Source organism: Thalassotalea psychrophila (genome assembly GCF_031583595.1).
GTDB lineage: Bacteria > Pseudomonadota > Gammaproteobacteria > Enterobacterales > Alteromonadaceae > Thalassotalea_A > Thalassotalea_A psychrophila.
The window spans coordinates 40,949-62,667 of record NZ_CP134145.1; the positions used below are offsets into that span (position 1 = coordinate 40,949).

The window sequence follows — 21,719 nt, forward strand, 5'->3', positions numbered from 1 at the left end:
TATGTCTGAACAGCTAAAAGCAGACTTTACTCAACGCATTATTGCCTTACAGGCACGTGTAAATTCAATTCATGGTGATTTTGCCGACGGGCGCGCAGCTGACTGGGCTGAGCAAGCTTGTGAACGTGAAAATGATGAAGTACTTAATGCACTAGAGTCGGAAGCAAAAATTGAAATTCAGCAACTCTCAAATGCAATTACCCGTATAGAAGACGGCTCATATGGAGTTTGTGCCCAATGCGGTGATGACATAGCTATTGGTCGCTTAAAAGTTCAACCTGCAGCGACTAAATGCATTCAATGTGCAGATTAGTATAAACCAATTGCTTAGCATTCAATTGTTAATTGAATGCTAAAACATTGCGCTTGATCAATACCTGTTAATTAGATCTTTCTATACTAATCAGCATTAGTATAGAAAGGTTGTTGTAATGTCATCTCAAATGTTTTCCCCAGAATTGTTAGCCAAATATAATGTAAGCGGACCACGTTATACATCGTACCCTACAGCATTAGAGTTTAACGAAGAGTTTACTGATGGTGATTTAGTTGAAGCTGTAAGTAATTCAGCTACAAATGACCTGTCTCTGTATGTCCACATTCCTTTTTGCCATAGCCTTTGTTACTACTGTGGTTGTAATAAAATTGTCACTCGTCATCGTGGAAAAGCAGACGAATACCTTAACTATTTGTTCAAAGAGATCGATTCTCGCGCCAAATTATTTGAAGACCATCAAGTTAAGCAATTACACTGGGGTGGCGGTACACCAACATTTTTAACCAAAACTCAAATTAGTCGATTAGTAAACAAGCTTAAATCATCGTTTAACTTTACCGATACGGCAGAACTAGGAATAGAAGTTGATCCTAGAGAAATTGATTTAGACATAGTAGACCACTTATACGCTGAAGGCTTTAATCGTTTAAGCATTGGTGTTCAAGATGTTGATCCAAAAGTTCAAAAAGCAATAAACAGAGAGCAGAGTACAGAGTTTGTGACGGACTTAATACATCACGCAAAAGCGATTGGTTTTAATTCAGTAAACATTGACTTGATATATGGCCTGCCGCACCAGAGTCCTGAAACGTTCGCTAATACTATTGCTGCGGTAAAAATTATGGATCCAGATAGAATTTCCTTATTTAGTTATGCGCATATGCCAAGTCGTTTTGCCGCACAACGAAAAATAAGAGACGAATGGATGCCTAATGCAGATCAAAAATTTGCCATTATGCAGTTCGCAATAGAATCTTTAATAGATCTTGGTTATGACTTTATTGGAATGGATCACTTTGCCAAACCAACTGATGAATTATCTATAGCGCAAAAAGCAGGTAAACTGCACCGTAATTTCCAAGGTTATACTACATTAGGAGACTGCGATTTACTTGCCATGGGTGTATCTTCTATAAGTGCTATAGGCCAAAGTTTTAGCCAAAATAGTAAAACTTTAAAAGAATATTACCAAGCTGTTGATGAAAAGGGTCATGCACTAGAAAAAGGCATTGTGACTACAAAAGACGATGTGATCAGAGCTACAGTGATTAAAGAACTGATGTGTAACTTTAGCTTGTCAAAAAATCTAATTGAACAGCAATTTGAAATTAACTTTAATGAATACTTTGCTGAAGATTTACAGAGCTTACAGACGTTTATTAATGATGATTTATTAACTAATAGTGTTGATGAAATTGTTGTAGCCGAGAAAGGACGCTTGTTAATTCGTAATATTTGTATGTCTTTTGATGCGTATTTAAAATCAAAAATACATCAGCAACGTTTTTCTCGAGTAATTTAACCTAAGTTAAATACTTCCTAATATGTGATTAATGCCAGCACTGTTTATAACAAGATGCTGGTTTTTTTTATCTTTTACCGTTTCAGCTAGCTCAGCCCATTGATAAAATACATTACGATGAATCGAAGCATATAGATTTCTTCTTACTCGTACCTTTAATTCTCCATCTTTATTAATTTCCAGCTGGTGCTCACCGTCGAGTAATAGCTTATCGCCAATATTAGTGGTTAATTCGATTGTTGCCGGACTAACATCATCTAGCCAATGCCAATGAGTGATCACAAAAGGCTCGTTGATTACTGTGAGTTTAATTTTTTCTACCGGAGTTACTAAGAAATAATCATCATTTTCCTTTTTTAATACTGTAGAAAATAGTTTTACTAGTCGCTCTCTATTAATTACGGTACCCATATAGAACCAACTACCATCGGCTTTTATTTCCATAGGCATTTCTCCGCAATATGGAGGATCCCATAGTTCTACAGGAGGTAACTTACCTTCAAGATCAGTTAGTTGTTGTGATATGTGTTCTAGTGACATGTAAGGACTTTTTAATTAGGAGTTAGACTTATTATAAGTATAGCAGCTGGCAACATATGACATTGTATTGCCAGGGAACAAAAGGTTAGGCTGCGTAATGAGATACTTTGTTTTTTCCATCAGCTTTAGATAAATACATGGCTTCATCAGCCTTTTTGATCACAGTTTCTAAGGTATCATCTTCTTCAACTTGTGCTAATCCTAAACTTACTGTTGTAGAAAACTCTAAACCATCAAATTTTATTACACAATTTTCTATCGCTTTTCTAATACGTTCGGCTAAATTATAGGCATCGCCTAACGTATTATTATGACAGCCGATCATAAATTCTTCACCACCAATTCGTCCACAAAAATCGCTCGCTCGAATTATGCTGCGAGTTAGGTCGCCTACTTCTTTTAATGTTTGGTCCCCTGCAGGGTGCCCGTATTGGTCATTAATCAGTTTAAAATTGTCAATATCAAAAGCAATAAACGCTAATGGCTTTTCTTGCCTATTAGCCTGAGCAATAGCCATTTTTGCTAAATTCATAAATGCACGACGGTTTGGTAATTGAGTTAGCATATCGGTTCTAGCTTCAAACTCAGCTTGCTCTTTGGCTGCTTTAAGCATTTGATTTTGTTGTTTAACCTGCTCTTGTAAAGCATAAGCTTTTTCATAAGCATTACTCACAGTATCTAAATCTTCGGACGAGCCAAAGTTATAATGTGCTGTTGCTTTGCCATACATAGCCCAAATAAGACAAATAAGTTGAGCAAGCATACCTATAGTAGGCAAAAAGACTAAACCATAAGAAGGAGACACCCAGCCCCAAGCTTGTAAATTAGTGCTTAGCAAAATGATAAAGAATAAAGTCTTAGCCAATACCATAGTAGTAATTTTTTTCTCACCTAAACTGCCACAATATATAGCTGCAATAATTGCTGCCGGGAAGGTGAAAATAGCAAGTTGTTGGATTTGCATAGCCAACTCATGAAAACCAATAATTGCTATGGGTAATGCAATTAGCACTAACGTTAATGTTAAATGCATTACTTTATCGGCAATTATAGAATGGTATGAGGCATTACTGTATACCCGCATAAACTGTATGCCAGCAGCCATCATAATAACCATTGATATGGTACCAAGAGGGTGATAACCAAGGTTTGGCACATACAAGTTTAAAATGCCTGTGGTTAAGCCAAGCACAGGTAAAGAACTTATGGCAAATAAGCTATACCACAAAAAGAATTTTTCTTTTAAAAAGTTAAATAAAGCAAAACTGATAAGCGCTGAAATAATAATAAAGCTAACTACAATTGCAAAAATTACGTGCTCAATATTAGATGCTTTCACAATTGATTTAGTTGACCAAATTCTAAATTCTGCAAATCTAGGGCTAGCAACATCACTGAATGTTTCTAACAATACTTCGATACTTTGTTGCGGTTGTAATTCGAGCGGCAGAGCAACTCGCGGAAATGCAATTGAGCGATCAGATGCACTTTCAAAAAGACTATCTTTGGTTGAACTGAAACCTTGCTCACTTCCAAGCGTGCGTTGATAAAGCACTACGGTAGAAGGTTGATGATATGGATATTCTATATGAATAACAATTGGTGAATTACCATCATTTTTAATGATGAATTTATTCCAAACTGAGCCTGCAATGTTGCCTAACCAAGAATTGTCTTCATTGCTTTCTTTAAAAAAGCTTTCTTTTTGCCATACTTGTTCAGCGGTTAAGCTAGATTGTTCATCAAGTAAATATTTTATTGAGCCCTTAATCGAAGTGCCATCTTCTAAACCATCGACTAATAATACTTTCTGTGCTTCAGCGCTAAAACTAGGCAAAGTAGTGAGGCAAATAATTCCCAAAAGCATTATTTTTAGTAGGTTATTGAAAACTTTAATATTCAAGTAAATATATTTCCATCAAGGCAAAATCAATTTGCTGTTATTGCTTATTTTATGAAGATAAATAGCAATACATCCATGTTCAATTTTTTATTATTAATATTGTTTTAAGTTAATCTATCAGACTTTTGTGATAAATGTAAATTTAGGGTTAATTTGGTGGCGAGTTATTTGAATTTTAGGGTAAAAACTTACAAAAATACTTGCAAAAAATCAGCTATCTAATATACAATCCGCGCACTGTTTCAAACCTTGAAGCAGTTCATAAGCAACACCTCAGTGGTGGCTATAGCTCAGTTGGTAGAGCCCCGGATTGTGATTCCGGTTGTCGTGGGTTCAAATCCCATTAGCCACCCCATTCTTATTCTCAAGTTTCAAATTTACCACGCTAGTATTATTAAGCTCTAAAGCCAAGTTCATTTTTTCTAAACATCCGATAAAACCTAATCAAAATTAACAACCATAATTTGCTCCTATATATCCTGTACGCCTGTAAAATCAAGTTAAACTCTTAATACATCAGCACTATTTTTTAAACATATATTAATTCCTTAGGTTAACCTCTAGGGAATTAATATCATGAAAACATCAGCTATAACTAAACGATTCAAATTTATAGGAAAAGCATTCGTGCACCAACCTAACAATAATTCTGTATAAAAATTAGACATCAACACTAAATAGTGTTTAATATGATTATCCAATCACCTGGTGATAAGTACATTTTTTTATGGACAAAGAAGTGAAACTCTCCGATATATTTATGGGGTATCGCGGGAGAATTCGTCAAATAATCAGTAGAATTGTGAAGCGTGATGATATTGATGATATTGTTCAAGAAACCTTTATACGCACTTATCAGGCCGATCTTAAGAAAGAAATAAAATATGTACGCAGTTACATGTTAACTACTGCCAAGAACCTAGCACTTAATCATATTGCAAAATGGGATAATAAATTTAACGATTCATTAGAGGATTTTACTGAGTCACCTGTTGAATTAAATAGTCGGCCCTTTGAAGAAAATTTCGAAAGTAAAGAAAGGTTTCTATTATTCTGTCGTGCAATTGAGCAATTACCCAGTTCGGTACGTAAGTGTTTTGTCTTAAAGAAAGTTTATGGTTTTAGTCAAAAAGAAATTGCCCTATATTTGCAATTGAGTGAAAGCACCGTTGAAAAGCATATAGCGAAAGGCTTATTAAAAAGTGTGCAATTTATGGAACGAATGGACCTTATTAGTGGTCGAAGCACAGAGGAAAAGGATTTAAGCAAAGCCAGTAAAGGTAAAAAGAAAAGAGTTATTAAGTAAATGAGTAATGTCAGTCAGTTTTACAGTAAAGAACATATACAAGAACAAGCCTGTTTGTGGATCAGTCGAATCGATCGCGGTTTATCGTCTAAAGAAAAGCTAGCCCTAGTTACTTGGTGCCAGCACAATAACAAACACTATACTACATTACTTGAAATGGCTTCATATTGGGATAATTTGACCGTGCTCAATGAATTAAGTGGCCTGTTTCCGTTAGGAAGAAGCCAGCCAAAATCAAAAAAATTAACAACTTTAGCGATGGCAGCAAGTATTATGTTGGTCTCATTGCTAAGTGTTAATACATTTTTGGATGAATCGTTTATACCTTTTCTGCCATCGCACAACGAGTACAGGTTAACCCAAGTACAAACCTTTTCTACCCAAGTAGGTGAACAAGCAAGTTTTACTTTATCTGATGGTAGTCATATTCAATTAAATACTAATACTGAAGTTCGAATCAATTACAGCACTAGACAAAGACAGCTTACTTTATTACAAGGTGAGGCGCAGTTTGACGTTATTAAAGATAACAGTAGGCCTTTTACCGTTGTTGCCGGGGAAAAGTCTTTTACTGCTTTAGGAACTATTTTTAATGTTCAAAAGAATGACGAGCAGGGGTTAGAGTTAGTCGTCACTGAAGGGCGAGTACTTATTGCTAAAGCTAATGAAACCATTGAAGATATTAAACAGTCGTTTGATCAGCCCAAAACTAACTTGCTACCTGGTATATTAGTTAAATCGGGTGAAAAAGTGACAATTGCAGAGTATGTTGATGCTCCAGTGAAAGAAGTTTCTTTAATCCAGATGCAACGAGATTTAGCTTGGCAACAAGGAATGCTTATTTTTGAAGGTGAATCTCTATCAACAGCCTTAGCCGATATCAGTCGATACACTAACGTTAACTTTGAAATTATTGATCCACAAATAGCTGATTTAAAAGTCGCGGGTTACTTTAGAGCGGATGATATTGATGGCTTAATAGCTTCATTAGAAATTAACCTCAATATTACTTCTAGCAAAGCGCCTAATAACACCATTTTACTCTCCTCAGCAAAGTAAGTACTTTTATAAAAATTTAAGAAACTTAAATAGTTAACATCTATTTTCGCGAATATCTCTTTCTTATTCTCGCCGAGTATAAAGTTTTCCCATTGTATGATTAATGCACTAACTTTGGCTGGTATTTTGTTGATATTTATAGGAAACTAAAAAAGATAAAAATAATATAGAGGAAATCCTCTGCTGGTCTGTTTATTAATATTGCACAGTTGGCGAAATATTTTTCGTCTGTTTCATGTCACGACAAAGCTAAGGCTTAAACCTTATATCATCGCGTCAGCGTTGATCACTATTGTGTCGCCAATTGCGTTTGCCGATGATCTGATTCGCTTTGATATTGATAAACAACGAGCTGATAAAGCCATTATTGCATTTGCCAAAAAAACAGATCGAACCGTTATTTTTTCGTTTGATTTGGCAAAGAAACATCAAGCAAATGCATTAAAAGGTTATTATTCAGTCACCTATGGCCTAGAAAAACTATTAAACGGTTCGGGTTTAATCGCTGTTGTTAATAACTCTGGTCAACTGAGCATTCAAGTTGATACTAATAAAGAGAGAATAACAACAATGAAAAATAAAACTATGAAAGCGGCTTTAGTACCGATTGTTATCGGTGCAGCAAGCCAAACCGCGTTAGCCCAAGAACCCGCCCAAGAGCAAGAAATTGAACAGATATCTGTTATAGGTAGTCGAGTATCAAGTCGCTCTGCCGATGAATTACCTGTACCTGTTGATATATTATCAGCTGAGGCGTTAGCCAATACCGGTCAAACTGAAGTTGGCAGAATGTTGCAAGCCATTGCGCCATCCTTCAACTTTTCAAGTTCATCAATCAGTGATGGAACTGATGCATTGCGCCCGGCAACATTACGTGGTTTAGGCCCAGATCAAACATTAGTACTTATCAATGGTAAACGTCGACATCAAGCGAGTTTAATTCACATAAATACCTCTGTTGGTCGCGGTACTGCAGGCACAGATATGAATGCAATTCCTGCATCATCAATCAAACGAATCGAAGTGTTACGTGATGGCGCGGCAGCACAGTATGGCTCTGATGCCATTGCTGGCGTTATTAATATTGTACTTAATGACGCTAGTGAAGGTGGCAAGGTTGCAGTGTCTTATGGTGAATATTCTGAGGGTGATGGTGAAACTACTAATGTTGATATATCGAAAGGGTTTGCGTTAGGTGAGAACGGCTATCTAAACGCGACTGTAAATTTCCGTGATCGTGGTGTTACCAATAGAGCTGGTTTACATGGTTCGTGCCAATTCTCTGGTTGTACCGAGCTTGCTGATGGCAACATGCTGCTAGGTGACCCGCGAGAAGCAACTGCGCCCAGGACCACATTTCGTATAGGTGACGCAGATTCACAACAGGTTGGTTTGACCGTCAATACGGGGTATCAACTAGGTGAAGGCGAACTTTATGGTTTCATTACCTACTCTAAACGCGATAATCAGTCTGCTGCTTTTTTCCGCCATAACGCAAACGATGGTGGTAATGCACCATTGCAAGATGGCGATGCAACTATCCCCGCTGGTTTCTTACCAAAAATCAATTCAGATATTAAAGATGTTTCATACAACTTTGGTTATCAAGTCGATTTTAATAATGACGCCAGTTTAGATTTTTCATACACATACGGTCAAAATAATATTGACTACACCACTAGTGATACTATCAACTCTTCATTTGCTAATTCTTTACAATACACCACTGCAATGACAGCCAGTGAAATTCGTAGTTCAGTACCTCGTGAAGCATTTGCTTACGGCTTAGAGTTATCGTTGCAAACCTTAAATCTTGATTATACACAAGAGTTTGATTTGTTTTCATTGGCTTTAGGTGCTGAAATTCGTACTGATGAATACCGTGTCACGCCTGGCGATGAATACTCTTATCGCGATTATGATACTGAAATGGGGGTTAGCTTATTTGCAACCGATAGAAGCGCAGGTAGTCAAGGTTTTGGTGGAATTGGCCCAGTTTCTGAAGTTGATGAAACACGCGATGTAATTTCTTTCTATGCAGATGCTGAAACCGAAGTTACTGACGATTTAATTGTCAGTGGTGCTGTGCGTTATGATGACTATGATGGTTTTGGGGATAGCACCAATTTTAAGCTAGCGGCAAACTGGTCGATAACTGAAGATATTGCTATTCGTGGTGCAACCAGTACTGGTTTTCGAGCTCCGTCAATGCAACAACTCTACTTCAATAACATCAGTACCCAGTTTATTACCGATCCAAATAACCCCGCGGGCGATCAAATAGCAGTTCAAGTTGGTACGTTCCGCAATGATAGTGTTTTAGCGCAAGCCATTGGTATTCCAGAACTAAAAGAAGAAGAAGCGACAAACTTTAGTTTAGGTACTGTGATTCAAGTTACTGATAGTATTAACCTAACCGTTGATTGGTATTCTATTGATATTGATGACCGTATTGTTATTAGTAATAAATTAGGGGCCGGATTATCGCCAGCTTTAGATGCAGCATTATTAGCATCTGGTGCAGGTGCGGGTCAATTTTTCTTAAATGGCGCTGATACTGAAACAACCGGTGTTGATATTATTGCAACTTGGAATACTGATGTAATGGGCGGTGATTTAGATTTAACCTTTGCCGCCAACTTTACTGAAACAGAAGTCGTTAATATTTTCACACCACAAGACAGTGGGTTAGGAGACATTCCGCCGGAAGATATTTTTTCCGAACAGGATATTTCTATTATTGAAGAGTGGCAACCGGAAGATAGAATTAGCTTGATTGGTTTATACAAATTGGGCGACTTTACTGTTAATTTAGCTTTTAATCGTTATGGTGAATATACTATCACCGATGGTGACAGCCAAACTTATGGTGCAGAAGTATTAACTGATTTACGCATTAATTACCAACTAACAGAAAACGTATCATTTAATATAGGTGGTAATAACCTGTTTGATGTTTACCCTGATAAAAATGAAATTGGTAACTCTCGCACTGGAACTATAGTAGATGCAAATGGCAATGTTATTGTCAGCAGTCCAGGTGTATTTACATATTCTCGTCGATCAGCACCGTTTGGATTTAACGGGGCTTTTTACTACGCAGGTGCAGAATATAAGTTCTAGTAATTAATATAATTTAAAAACAACACCTAGATAAATGGGTGGCTATAGCTCAGTTGGTAGAGCCCCGGATTGTGATTCCGATTGTCGTGGGTTCAAATCCCATTAGCCACCCCATTTTTATATTTCGTCTTGCTGACGATAATCAGTATATTCTTTAATGTCACGACAGAATCACAAACGATTCCACTTTCGATCACCGTGAGGTTCAAATCCCATTAGCCACCCCATTTTTCTATTTTCGTCTTGCTGACGATAATCAGTATATTCTTTAATGTCACGACAGAATCACCATCGATTCCACTTTCGATCACCGTGAGGTTCAAATCCCATTAGCCACCCCATTTTTATATTTTCGTCTTGCTGACGATAATCAGTATATTCTTTAATGTCACGACAGAATCACCATCGATTCCATTTTCGATCGCCGTGAGGTTCAAATCCCATTAGCCACCCCATTGTAGTTTTCCATGTTTCGTATCAAGTTCCCAGAGCTCTTCAGCATAAAAGCTAAGTTCACTATTTCATAATTTCCGATAAAATTCTTATCAACAATAACAGTCAAAATTTGTTCCTATGCAGATTTTGTATGTATGTAAAATCAAGCTGTTCCTAATGTATTAAAGTGATCTATTTTCTTGTAATGGAATGGATTAAGACAATACATTTAATTTGTAAGTATCTGTTATACATATTAAATTAATAAATAATTAGTTATTAGTATTAACCATTAAAAATGAGCAGATATCCAATGAATTAACGTTAAATGATAATTCATTGCTAGCGGCTTGTTAATGATTGTTGTATTATTGTGCAATAATAAAAGCACTTATACAAAGGATTGTCATGTCTAAAAATTCTCTTCTTAAACACATTTTACTCTGCTCCTTAATTTTCTTCGTTACTGCTTGTGGTGGCTCTGGAGGTTCTGATTCCACTGAACTTAAAGTACAACAACTAGATACCGATAATGATGGTATATCAGATGATGCTGATACAGATATTGATGGTGATGGGACTTTAAACACAGAAGACGCATTTCCCTTAGATGCAAGTGAATCTGTAGATATGGATGGTGATGGGATTGGTAATAATGCCGATACAGATATTGATGGTGATGGCACTTTAAACACAGAAGACGCATTTCCCTTAGATGCAAGTGAATCTGTAGATATAGATGGTGATGGGGTTGGTAATAATGCCGATACAGATATTGATGGTGATGGCACTTTAAACACAAAAGACGCATTTCCCTTAGATGCAAGTGAATCTGTAGATATAGATGGTGATGGGATTGGTAATAATGCCGATACAGATATTGATGGCGATGGCACTTTAAACACAGAAGACGCATTTCCCTTAGATGCAAGTGAATCTGTAGATATAGATGGTGATGGGATTGGTAATAATACCGATACTGATATTGATGGTGATGGGACTTTAAACACAGAAGACGCATTTCCCTTAGATGCAAGTGAATCTGTAGATATGGATGGTGATGGGATTGGTAATAATGCCGATACAGATATTGATGGCGATGGCACTTTAAACACAGAAGATGCATTTCCTCTAGATGTTACCATTATATTTGAGGATAAAGAATTAGGGGTAGGAAGCAGTGTAGAGCTAATTTTATACCAACCACATTATGAAATTTCTAATATAAAATGGCGTCAAACATCTGGCACGCCAGTTGAATTTTTCAGTTCAAATACAAAAGTAATTGCGTTCACTATTCCGGACAATGATGATTATGGTTTTGCAGTTAGTTATTATGCAGATGGTAAACTGGTTGAAGAGTCTTTTACTTTTTCTAATAAACAATATATGAAAAGTAATAAGTTGGTGGCTCGTTTAGGCCATAGTGTTATCGAAGGTGGAGATGTTTCATTGCGCGCTTGGTTAACAGCTGACATCAATACTGAAAGTGTTACTTGGCAACAACTGTCAGGCCCAGAAGTTGTATTTAATACAGATAATATAAATCAATTAATTGCTATATTTACAGTCCCTGAGGTGATTGTTGACAGTATCATTGAGTTAGAAGTTAGTGCTAAAGATATTAATAATAACCTTTTTACAGATACAGTTTCTCTTTTGGTTGAAAACGCTAGTTCTAATAATTCTGAAGCCTATTTCTCAGGTGATATTTTAGCCAAGATCCATCCTTATAACGCCAACTCAGCATATAAAGACAGTTTAGTTGATTGTGTCTATTCCAGTAAATTAACCAGTTCATGCCAGTTGGGTATTTTACCTCTAATTGCAGGTGAAACAAACGGTGAAACTCCTACTATTGAGCAAATAATGGATCGTGTCGTTGTTTCTCATGATTGGATGGGGCAGCGTTTTCGTGAATATTTAGAAGGTTTTGATGAGTTTGATGATTTTAAAAACTTATTGCGAGCTACCACCGCAATAGTAATATCTTACGATATACGACCTTCATTTTATTGGGCAGCTACAGGTGCAATTTATTTAGACCCTAATAACCTTTGGTTAACGCCTGATGAGAGGGATACTATTAATGAAGCTCCTGATTATAGAGCTGGTTTCGGTTCAGAATTACAATTTGTAATGCCATGGCGATATGTAAAAAATAATGATTATGTAAATTATTATTTTCCTCTTGATCAACGTTTAACTAGGCAGCTATCACATGTTAAATATGATCTGGCTAATTTGCTTTATCATGAACTGGCGCATGCAAATGACTTCTTTCCTCCTGCTGAATGGGGGGCTTATGATGATAATGTTAGATTTTTAGATGCCGCTTTAACTAAAGCTGAAATATCAGATGGTTTAACTACTTTATACCCTTTACAGAGTCAGGAAATGAAAGATCTAGCTGCGGTTAGATTTATGGGGGAGTCGGTAAGTGCTATTCAAAAATCTTATTTACCTGCAGATGTTGCTAATTTTTATAAGGATGATATTGCCAATGGCTTTTATAACTACACCACTGACAGGGAAGATTTAAGTATATTGTTTGAAGAATTAATGATGTCAATTCGCTATGGAGTTCAGCGAGATACAGCTGTTACTTCAGGTAGTGACACCGGATATATTGTTACTTGGGGGCAAAGGGGGCGAGTAGGCAAACAAGGTATTAAAGAAAGGGCATCTTATGTTGCCGGGCACTTAATGCCAGAGCTTAATAGTTCTTTAATTGATGTATTACCTAACCCTAAACTAATGACGTCAGGACTAGATTGGTGGGATAATTTATCTATCAGCACAGATATTCCTACTCCATTACTTTCTCCTAAGACGGGAGACCTTCATCGCAATATGGAAGCTTCTACCTTTAAGCATGAAAACCATATAAGAAAACTACCCTTACATTAAGGTTAATTTGAGTGCCTATACCGCACTTTTAATGGATAAATAGACTCTATTTTAATTATAAATGATTGTAGTTAAATTGCGGGAACACCCAATTGTGTTCCTGCTTTACTCTTCACTAACCACTCTGTTTTGAAGCATATTGTAATATGCAGTCATCCAGCCAAATAACCCGATAGATAACACAGATTATAATTTCGATATTGATATGAGCGAAATAGTTATTACATTCGAGCGTCCAACTCCCCCTGTATTTTTTTTAGGTTAACTAGCAGAGCCAAATTTATTGGCTATGTTGAATAAATTAAGATCAAATAAGCGGAGTTTTAAATGATGCTTTAAATTAAATGGTTTTAAAGCATCATGTTAAATATACATGCACTGTACCTCGAATATAAAATATCAGCATAATTTCACATAGCTCCGCTATTAACGTAAACGTGAAGTCGAATCCCAATAGCCCACAATTCTTTCCTGTAAGCTAACATCCAAAACATAAATTTAGACGTTTGTCTAAACTACCCTTTAAGGTAATTTAAATATAGGGTATAAAATAATACCCTGATAATAGAAAACCTTTTAAAGCATAAGTTTAACAATGAGCAAAATAACGAGAAGAGATTTTATTAATGGTGCCTTAATGGTCGCGGGAGCTTCTATGCTACCGTTTTCACGTCAAAGCAATGCTGATTTTTCTTCACTTACTCCCTCGAATTATCCACCAGCTCTTACTGGGCTTAGAGGCAGTCACCCTGGTTCTAACCCCCACGCACATGCTAGGGCATGGTCTGGAAAATCAGATTGGGGTCCAACCACTCAATCTAGTGATGTCTATGATCTTATAGTTGTTGGCGGCGGGATCAGTGGCTTAGCTGCGGCGTATTTTTACCAGCAAAAACACGGTAAAGATAAAAAGGTGCTTATCCTCGATAATCATGATGATTTTGGCGGCCACGCTAAACGTAATGAACATACCGTTGATGGTAAGTTACGCTTAGGCTACGGTGGCTCTCAATCTATCGTAGAGCCAAAACATGGCAGCAAAGCGGTGCATGGTTTACTACAAGATATTGGTGTAGACGTATCGCGCTTTGATAATGCCTACGACAAAGACTTTTATAAAAGAAACAACCTTGGGGCTGTAACTTACTTTAATAAAGCAGTATTTGGCCAAGACAAAATAGTTAAGCATCCTTATTGTAATTATCCGAATTATATCGAAGGGTTGATACAGCGCAGTAAATTATCGAACAAAGCAGCTGCACAACAAGCGCCACTTAGTGAGAAAGGTAAGCAACAATTACTTCGAGTGTTAGAAGGGGGCTTGCATGCTATAGACGTTCCTAAAGAACAATTGAACGATTACATTCATGCTAACTCCTATTTCGATTATTTAAAAAACACTTTAGGTGTTGATGATCCAAGTATATTGAAGATGGCTAGAAACTCCGCTTTAGACTGGGCGTCTACAGGTACCGACATTATGTCTATTGCAAAAGCTAAAAGCGCTGGAGCCATGGGGTTTACACCTAAAGCCGTCTATGATGAAAGCACCCCTTACATTTATCATTTTCCCGACGGTAATGCCGGCGTTGCCCGTGCCTTAGTTAAAAAGATGATCCCCAAAGTAGCGGTAGGACGCAATGCTGAAGAGCTTGTATTGTCAAAATTTAATTACGAAGAGTTAGACAAATCAAGCAACGCTGTTCGTATCAGATTAAGCAGCACTGTTGTTAATGTAAAGCATGGTAGTAAGCCAGAAAATTCGAGTGAAGTTTTTGTCAATTATATCAACGACAACAAGTCTTTTCAGGTCAAAGGTAAAAATGTAGTGATGGCCTGTTACAACATGATGATCCCGCATATCGTCTCTGATCTTCCTGCAGAACAATATGCAGCATTAAGGCTACAAACCAAATCGCCATTGCAATATACCAGTGTAGGCTTGAGGAACTGGCGAGCAATGAAAGAAATGGAAATTGGCCTAGCGATGTCTCCTGGAAACATGCACCAAGCTGTTATGATGGACTTTCCTGTGACAATGGGCGGTTATGAATACACCAAAACCCCAGATGACCCCTGTGTAATTCAAATGATAGGTTGTCCTTATGGTGAAGTTGGCGCCTCGCGGAGTGATCAATATCGTGATGCACGATACAAAATGTTAGGGTTGCAATTTAAAGATTATGAAGAAGAAATTAGAGCTCATTTAGGCGGCATGCTACCGAAGGAATTGTTTAACTTTGACCGAGATGTTGAGAGCATTACGGTAAATCGTTGGGGGCACGGTTATACGGTCGCTGGCCCAGGAGATTCAGTCATAGTAGGACGACAACCTTTTGGTAGAATCGCCATTGCTAATACTGACTCTGGCGCCGAAAGTGATGCAAAAACAGCCATCGACATGGCGTCCAGAGCTGTGAACGAATTGGGCTAAACACTTTGTTGCGAACACTATGATAGGAATGAGTGTTAATAATTATAAACACTCAACCTAGCAAGTTAACTTGAGATAAATAATAGATAAAAACAGATAAAAGAGGTTGGCCGTGAAAAATAAAACGAAAGTTGTGATCGTTGGTGGTGGCGCAATGGGGTGTGGTTTGGCATACCATTTAGCGGAAGAGGGCTGGACTGATATTATGCTTATTGAGAAAGCGGAATTAACTTCTGGCTCAACCTGGCATGCCGCTGGACAATGTCCTAGTTTTACAGGTAGTTATAATTTAGCCAAATTGCATGAATACAGTAATACCTTATATCCGAAGTTAGAAGAATTAACCGGGCAATATGTAGGGTGGCATGAATGTGGTGGGATCAGACTTGCCTTTACCGATGAAGAGGTTGATTGGTTTAAACGCGTTGCGGGTTTCTCTCATAATGTCGGCTTTCATATGGAAGTTATTAGTCCCGAAAGAATCAAAGAATTAGTACCTCACCTTAATGTTGATGGCGTTAAAGCCGGTGCATATACCGCATCTGACGGTCATGTAGACCCAGCTGGTATCGCAAATGCCATGGCGATAGGCGCGAGAAAAAAAGGCGCAGAAATTGTTCGGCATAATCTTGTTTTAGATATTAACCAATTGCCATCGGGTGAATGGGAAGTGGTTACCGAGAAAGGAAATATTATTTGTGAGCATGTGGTTAATGCTGCTGGTTGTTATGCGCGTCAAGTAGCGCAAATGGTCGGTTGTGATGTGCCGATGACTAATATGTTACATCAATATTTTGTCACTGATTCAGTCAAAGAATTTGAAGGAAGTGATGCTGAAATGCCGGTAATTAGGGATCCTTCGGCATCGGCTTATTATCGTCAAGAACAAAAATCAGCTTTAATGGGAATTTATGAAACAGATCCGCAATGGGCAGAAGAGGCTTGGGCTCCTAAAGGGCATCCTGAGTGGGAATCTGAAAGCGAACTGTTTACCGGAAGTTTTGATAAATCGCTCACTCATTTAGAAAAAGTTTTAGAACGCATGCCTATTTGGGCAGAATCAGGTTTTAAACGTATTGTTCATGGTGCTATTCCGCATACTCCTGATGCCAACCCATTATTGGGGCCCGCACCAGGTTTAAAAAATTACTGGATGTGTAATGGCTCTGCAATCGGTATAGCCCAAGGTGCAGGAGCTGGTAAATATTTAGCACAATGGATGGTTCATGGCGAAGCTGAAATTAATATGGCTGAATTTGACCCTCGTCGCTTTGGTAACTGGTGTAATGAAGATTATGTTCGGGAAAAGTCTTTTGAAGATTATAATCGCATGTATGCGTTTTCAGCGCCTGGAGAAGAGTTAGATACTGGCCGGAAGCTTAGAACCTCACCACTTTATCAAATATTAAAAACTAAAAACTGTATTTATACGCAAGCCTTTGGCTGGGAACGGCCAAAATGGTTTGCCCCTGAGGGAGTAGAAGAAACTGTAGGTTATAAGCGTTCTAACAGTTTTGAAAGTGTGGCAAATGAATGTAAAGCAGTACGCGAGCGCGTTGGCGTGATGGATTTATCAAGCTTTGCCAAATTTGAAGTGTCAGGCCCAGATGCTGGCGAGTTTATCAATAAATTAACAGCTAATAAGTTACCTAAACAAAATGGCATTGTGCTTACCCATGCGCTGAATAAAAATGGGGTGTTTGAAACAGAGTTTACTATTACTCGCTTAGCCGAAGATAAATACTATTTATTATCGGGTTCAACATGTGAAAGCCGAGATTGGGACCTGCTAAATCAGCGTAAAGATGAAGTTGCAAGTGACGCTGATGTTACCTTAAGCAAGGTCACCATAAAAAATGTCAGTGATGACTATGGCATTCTTGTGCTTGCAGGCCCAGACTCTAGAAAAGTACTAGAAAAAATTACCGAAGATGACGTATCTAAAGCTAATTTTAAGTGGTTGACCGGTAGAGAAATTACCGTTGCAGGTATCGAATTGGTTGCTTTGAAGCTAAATTATGTCGGAGAACTAGGCTGGGAGTTACATTGCCCAATGGATAAAATGGTCGATCTTTATCAAGCTATTTTCGCAGCAGGCACTCCTTTTGGAATAGCCGATTTTGGCATGTATGCGGTTAATTCTATGCGTATGGAGAAAGCCTATAAAGGATTTGGTACAGAATTAACTAACGAAATCACCATGGTCGAAGCTGATATGGGGCGATTTTATAAGCTTGACCAAGGCGAATTTGTCGGAAAAGACGCTTTGTTGCAAAGAATAGATCAAGGGGCAGCAATAAAGTGCGTTTATTTACAAATTGATGCCATTGATGCTGATGTTTATGGCGGCGAAGCAGTATTTTCTGCAGACAACAAAGTCATTGGTGTCGCTACATCAGGAGGATACGGTCATATCGTTAAACAAAGTTTGGCTTTTGCATATGTTGACGCTGCTTTCTCCGCTGCTGATACTGTTTTACAAGTCGAAATACTAGGGGAAATGTGTCAGGCAAAAGTGTTAGCAGATCCGCTATGGGATCCGGCATGCGAACGTTCAAGGAGTTAGTGGGGGAGCCTTAACTGCTCAGCGGTAGGGATAAAAGCATAATTTTAAAAGAAAACTGTATGGCGTTTCTTTATTATGATTTTATTCTTAGCGCTTACTTTCTGCTTAAAAAATACTAAACACTAAAATTACAGCAGCTCGCTTATGATAGTATATTTATAGCATGAAATATCATTATGACCATCAAGCTTCACTCTAAAAATAAAATAAAAATAAAAAGAGATTTTATGAACCCCGACAGCAGTGATAACAATCAAAATTATGAAAGCCAATACACTATAGGGCAACATAATATTCAAAAACTAGGTTTTGATGTTCACAAGCCTGTATTTACCATCAGCGCATTACTTATTTTAAGTTTTGTTTTTATCACACTGTTCAATCCTGAACTGGCCAATCAATCACTGAGTGCTAGCAAAGCGTGGTGTATTGAGCATTTTGATTGGTTTTTTATGGGCGCCGCGAACTTCTTTTTATTATTTTGTCTTGTGCTAACCGTAGGTCCAGTTGGCAAAATTCGCTTAGGCGGTGATGGTGCCACTACCGACTTCACAACTCGTTCATGGCTTGCTATGTTGTTTGCCGCCGGTGTTGGTATTGGGCTAATGTTTTGGGGCGTGGCCGAACCGGTTGCTTATTACAGTAATTGGTTTGGTACACCGCTGAGTGTAAGTCCGAACACACCTGAGGCTGCGCAGCTAGCTATCACCGCCTCTGTTTTTCACTGGGGGGTGCATGGTTGGGCGTTTTTCATCATAGTGGCAGTCGCATTGGCCTTTTTTCATTATAACAAGGGGTTACCACTGACTATTCGCTCGGTGTTTTACCCCATAATAGGCGATCGTTGTTGGGGCTGGCCAGGACACATTATTGATATCTCTGCAGTGGTTGCTACCTTATTTGGCTTGGCCACTTCTTTAGGGCTTGGTGCTACTCAAGCTTCGTCAGGTTTAAATTATTTATTTAATGCCCCTGATGGTTTAATCACCCAGATACTTGTTATCGTCACTATTAGCGCCATCACGGTTATTTCGGTAAAACGTGGCTTACAGGGCGGTATAAAATTATTGAGCAATATCAATATGTTTTTTGCTTTCTTATTGCTCTGTTTTGTGTTTTTAGTAGGGCCAAGCGTGCTACTACTGGAATCATTCTTTAATAATATTGTTGACTACGCTATTAACATTATTCCTTTGAGCAACTGGCATGACCGTAGTGATGAAAGTTGGATGCATGCCTGGACTGTTTTTTATTGGGCTTGGTGGGTAAGTTGGTCACCATTTGTCGGTATGTTTATCGCCCGTATTTCACGGGGGCGGACAATCAGAGAACTTACTATCGCCGCACTTTTTGTCCCAACAATGGTAGTTATGTTGTGGTTTACCGTTTTTGGCAATACGGCTTTATTTCAAGCTCAGCAAAACATCGGTGAGCTTAGTAATGGTATTAGCTCTGTTAGTTTAGCTATGTTTCAAATGTTAGAGAATTTGCCTTTTAATATAATTTCTTCAGGGGTAGGTATATTATTATTGCTGATTTTCTTTATAACCTCTTCAGATTCTGGCGCGCTGGTCTTAGACACTATTACCGCAGGCGGAAAATTAGAAACACCTATACCACAACGTATCTTTTGGGCGCTACTACAAGGCTTGATTGCTTGTGCACTTTTATATGGTGGTGGTGCAATGGCACTCAACGCCCTACAAGCAGCAACTATCACTGCAGCGCTTCCTTTTACCGCAATACTACTTATCATGTGTTTAAGCTTGTATAAGGGCTTACGTGAGTATTCATTTACTAACGCTAAGTGATTAAATGAACCTTGGCACAACGAATAGTTGGTTGAATAGCAGCTTCGAGTATACAGAAGCTGCTGAATGGGCAAAAATTACCTATAAGACACTAAGTCAAAGAAGTATTCTCGGATGATTTTCTTAATCTGTTGCTTGGCTATGAATTGATTGTAAATCAATAGCATAATCCTCGTTTATGCTCTGATTAGGCATAATTTTACAAACTAAATAACCAGCAATCAGTGAAGCACAGAAAGCTGGGGGTAAAGATTCTAGTGCAACAAAATATTGTCCAATACCATCAATATTTGGCGCAGCAAATTTAAAAAATGGAATAGAAATAAAACCAACTATCATTGATGCAATGGCGCCTGAAGCGGTGTAGTTTTTCCAAAAGAGAGACAATATAACCATAGGGCAAAACGTCGCGGCAATACCTGACCAACCAAAAATTACAAACCAGAATATTGTTCTGTCTGGTGACAATATGGCTACGCTTAATGCAATGCCTAGAGCAACGATTGCCAAGCCAATAGTAACGTAACGAGAAATACGAGCAGCAGACTTGCCACGGAGTTCAGGGTTGATGATTTTTCGGTAAAAATCATTGGTTATGGCACCAGACGCAAGTATTAACAATGACGACACGGTTGACATTATCGCGGATAAAACAGCAGCAACGTACAGACCAACAATTAATGGAGGGAATGTATGTTCAACCAGATTTGGCAATACATTTTGCCCACCATTACCTAATGTAGCTTCAGGATCTACCCCTACACTAGTAAATATATACCGACCAATAATCCCAATAGTTACGGCTGATGTTCCCACCAAAAAGGTAAAAACAACAGCTACCCATCGACCTTTGTTTAGTTCTTCCTTGTCTCTTATTGCGATAAATCGTGCAAATATTTGTGGAGAACCTAAAAAGCCAATACCAATAAATAGCATTCCTAAAATACTCATTATGCCCATTAAATTAAAATCATAAGCTCCTGATATATTGAGTAGATTTGGATCGATTGCTTGCAAGCCAGTGATGATATTATCGCTATCCGCTAACATGAAGTAGGCCACAATGGGGAGCAGGCATAGACAAAGCAGCATTACGGCACCTTGAAACATATCTGTCCAAGCGACAGCTAAAAAACCACCCATTACACAATAGATCACTACAATCACAAAGCCTATTATTGCTCCCAAATAATAATCCCATCCGAGGAAGCGTTCAAATGCTGAGCCTGTTGCATCAATTTGAGCACTAATATAAATCAAAACAAAAATAGATAAGGAGAATGCGGCGACCAACCGTAATGTGTTTGTTGTGGGACGAAAACGGCTCACCAAATAATCTGTCATGGTTATACTATCGTATAGGTCGGTTAATTTTTTAAACCGCTGAGCCATAACAAACCAAGCTATTGCAACACCTATAACTTCACCGACAACAATCCAATAAGCACTTACGCCGACTAAAGCTCCCATACCTGTTAAACCGAGTAAAAGCCAAGCACTTTCCCCCGTAGCTTGAGTTGAAAAAGCTGCAACCAAGTACCCAAGACTTTTACCGCCAGTAAAATAGTCTTTGAGGTTTTTAACTTGTTTTGATGCTATATAGCTAAGTCCAATCAGAACCGCAAAGTAAATAATGAGCATTAAGTATTTTTCAAACATATGGAGTAGCCTTTTTACTTTAGTAGTAAGCTTTATTTTTATTGTTACAGCAAATTAACACTTTTTTTGTACTACTGTCTAACACTGATGATATATCGGGTTCTAACTTTGATAACTTGTTTTTGTAGGTCAATTCATGGGAAAGAAAGAATAGAGGGGATATTATGGTACTGG

General features: G+C 38.0%; 12 protein-coding genes and 2 tRNA genes. 11 read left to right on the forward strand and 3 right to left on the reverse strand.

All coding sequences use genetic code 11. From position 1 onward, the window contains the following. The first annotated feature begins 1 nt into the window (after position 1). Both RGQ13_RS00180 and hemN read left to right on the forward strand, forming a co-directional pair. Positions 2 to 313 carry a TraR/DksA family transcriptional regulator gene (locus RGQ13_RS00180; protein ID WP_348391545.1) on the forward strand — a complete coding sequence of 104 codons (312 nt, stop codon included), beginning with the start codon at positions 2 to 4 and terminating at the stop codon, positions 311 to 313. A gap of 145 nt (positions 314 to 458) precedes the next feature. Next, positions 459 to 1,799, forward strand: a complete 1,341-nt coding sequence (hemN, locus tag RGQ13_RS00185) for an oxygen-independent coproporphyrinogen III oxidase (RefSeq protein ID WP_348393357.1) — start codon at positions 459 to 461, stop codon at positions 1,797 to 1,799. A 6-nt stretch (positions 1,800 to 1,805) separates the two neighbouring features. On the opposite strand, the gene RGQ13_RS00190 is transcribed toward hemN, so the two are convergent. Then, positions 1,806 to 2,339, reverse strand: a complete 534-nt coding sequence (locus tag RGQ13_RS00190; RefSeq protein WP_348391546.1) for a DUF1285 domain-containing protein — start codon at positions 2,337 to 2,339, stop codon at positions 1,806 to 1,808. Positions 2,340 to 2,424: 85 nt separating this feature from the next. Then, positions 2,425 to 4,242 carry a sensor domain-containing diguanylate cyclase gene (locus tag RGQ13_RS00195; RefSeq protein WP_348391547.1) on the reverse strand — a complete coding sequence of 606 codons (1,818 nt, stop codon included), beginning with the start codon at positions 4,240 to 4,242 and terminating at the stop codon, positions 2,425 to 2,427. Positions 4,243 to 4,521: 279 nt separating this feature from the next. Here RGQ13_RS00195 and RGQ13_RS00200 point away from each other — a divergent pair. The 9 genes from RGQ13_RS00200 (at position 4,522) to RGQ13_RS00240 (ending at position 19,886) form a co-directional block, all read left to right on the forward strand. Next, a tRNA-His gene (locus RGQ13_RS00200) sits at positions 4,522 to 4,597 on the forward strand. Positions 4,598 to 4,969: 372 nt separating this feature from the next. After that, a complete protein-coding gene (locus RGQ13_RS00205; RefSeq protein ID WP_348391548.1) occupies positions 4,970 to 5,548 on the forward strand; it encodes an RNA polymerase sigma factor in 579 nt (192 codons plus the stop codon). Beyond that, on the forward strand, positions 5,549 to 6,607 hold the full coding sequence (locus RGQ13_RS00210; RefSeq protein ID WP_348391549.1) for a FecR family protein: 1,059 nt from the start codon (positions 5,549 to 5,551) through the stop codon (positions 6,605 to 6,607). A gap of 267 nt (positions 6,608 to 6,874) precedes the next feature. Continuing rightward, on the forward strand, positions 6,875 to 9,730 hold the full coding sequence (locus tag RGQ13_RS00215) for a TonB-dependent receptor domain-containing protein (RefSeq protein ID WP_405054187.1): 2,856 nt from the start codon (positions 6,875 to 6,877) through the stop codon (positions 9,728 to 9,730). Positions 9,731 to 9,768: 38 nt separating this feature from the next. Continuing rightward, a tRNA-His gene (locus RGQ13_RS00220) sits at positions 9,769 to 9,844 on the forward strand. A 729-nt stretch (positions 9,845 to 10,573) separates the two neighbouring features. After that, complete coding sequence (locus RGQ13_RS00225; protein WP_348391550.1) at positions 10,574 to 13,075, forward strand: hypothetical protein; 2,502 nt, start codon at positions 10,574 to 10,576, stop codon at positions 13,073 to 13,075. Positions 13,076 to 13,670: 595 nt separating this feature from the next. Further along, positions 13,671 to 15,509, forward strand: a complete 1,839-nt coding sequence (locus RGQ13_RS00230; protein ID WP_348391551.1) for an NAD(P)-binding protein — start codon at positions 13,671 to 13,673, stop codon at positions 15,507 to 15,509. A 112-nt stretch (positions 15,510 to 15,621) separates the two neighbouring features. Continuing rightward, positions 15,622 to 18,075 (forward strand): GcvT family protein, encoded by a 2,454-nt coding sequence (locus RGQ13_RS00235; RefSeq protein WP_348391552.1) that lies wholly within the window; start codon positions 15,622 to 15,624, stop codon positions 18,073 to 18,075. A gap of 227 nt (positions 18,076 to 18,302) precedes the next feature. Then, positions 18,303 to 19,886: a BCCT family transporter gene (locus RGQ13_RS00240; protein ID WP_348391553.1), complete on the forward strand. Its 1,584-nt coding sequence runs from the start codon at positions 18,303 to 18,305 to the stop codon at positions 19,884 to 19,886. A 123-nt stretch (positions 19,887 to 20,009) separates the two neighbouring features. On the opposite strand, the gene RGQ13_RS00245 is transcribed toward RGQ13_RS00240, so the two are convergent. After that, a complete protein-coding gene (locus tag RGQ13_RS00245; protein ID WP_348391554.1) occupies positions 20,010 to 21,545 on the reverse strand; it encodes a sodium/proline symporter in 1,536 nt (511 codons plus the stop codon). Between the last annotated feature and the right edge of the window lie 174 nt (positions 21,546 to 21,719).

What these genes read in the sequence shown, in the direction of transcription:
- RGQ13_RS00230 (WP_348391551.1), top strand. Translation starts at nt 13,671, where the DNA reads ATGAGCAAAATAACGAGAAGAGATTTTATTAATGGTGCCTTAATGGTC.
- RGQ13_RS00205 (WP_348391548.1), top strand. Translation starts at nt 4,970, where the DNA reads ATGGACAAAGAAGTGAAACTCTCCGATATATTTATGGGGTATCGCGGG.
- RGQ13_RS00190 (WP_348391546.1), bottom strand. Translation starts at nt 2,339, where the DNA reads ATGTCACTAGAACACATATCACAACAACTAACTGATCTTGAAGGTAAG.
- RGQ13_RS00225 (WP_348391550.1), top strand. Translation starts at nt 10,574, where the DNA reads ATGTCTAAAAATTCTCTTCTTAAACACATTTTACTCTGCTCCTTAATT.
- RGQ13_RS00180 (WP_348391545.1), top strand. Translation starts at nt 2, where the DNA reads ATGTCTGAACAGCTAAAAGCAGACTTTACTCAACGCATTATTGCCTTA.
- RGQ13_RS00245 (WP_348391554.1), bottom strand. Translation starts at nt 21,545, where the DNA reads ATGTTTGAAAAATACTTAATGCTCATTATTTACTTTGCGGTTCTGATT.
- RGQ13_RS00210 (WP_348391549.1), top strand. Translation starts at nt 5,549, where the DNA reads ATGAGTAATGTCAGTCAGTTTTACAGTAAAGAACATATACAAGAACAA.
- RGQ13_RS00240 (WP_348391553.1), top strand. Translation starts at nt 18,303, where the DNA reads ATGAACCCCGACAGCAGTGATAACAATCAAAATTATGAAAGCCAATAC.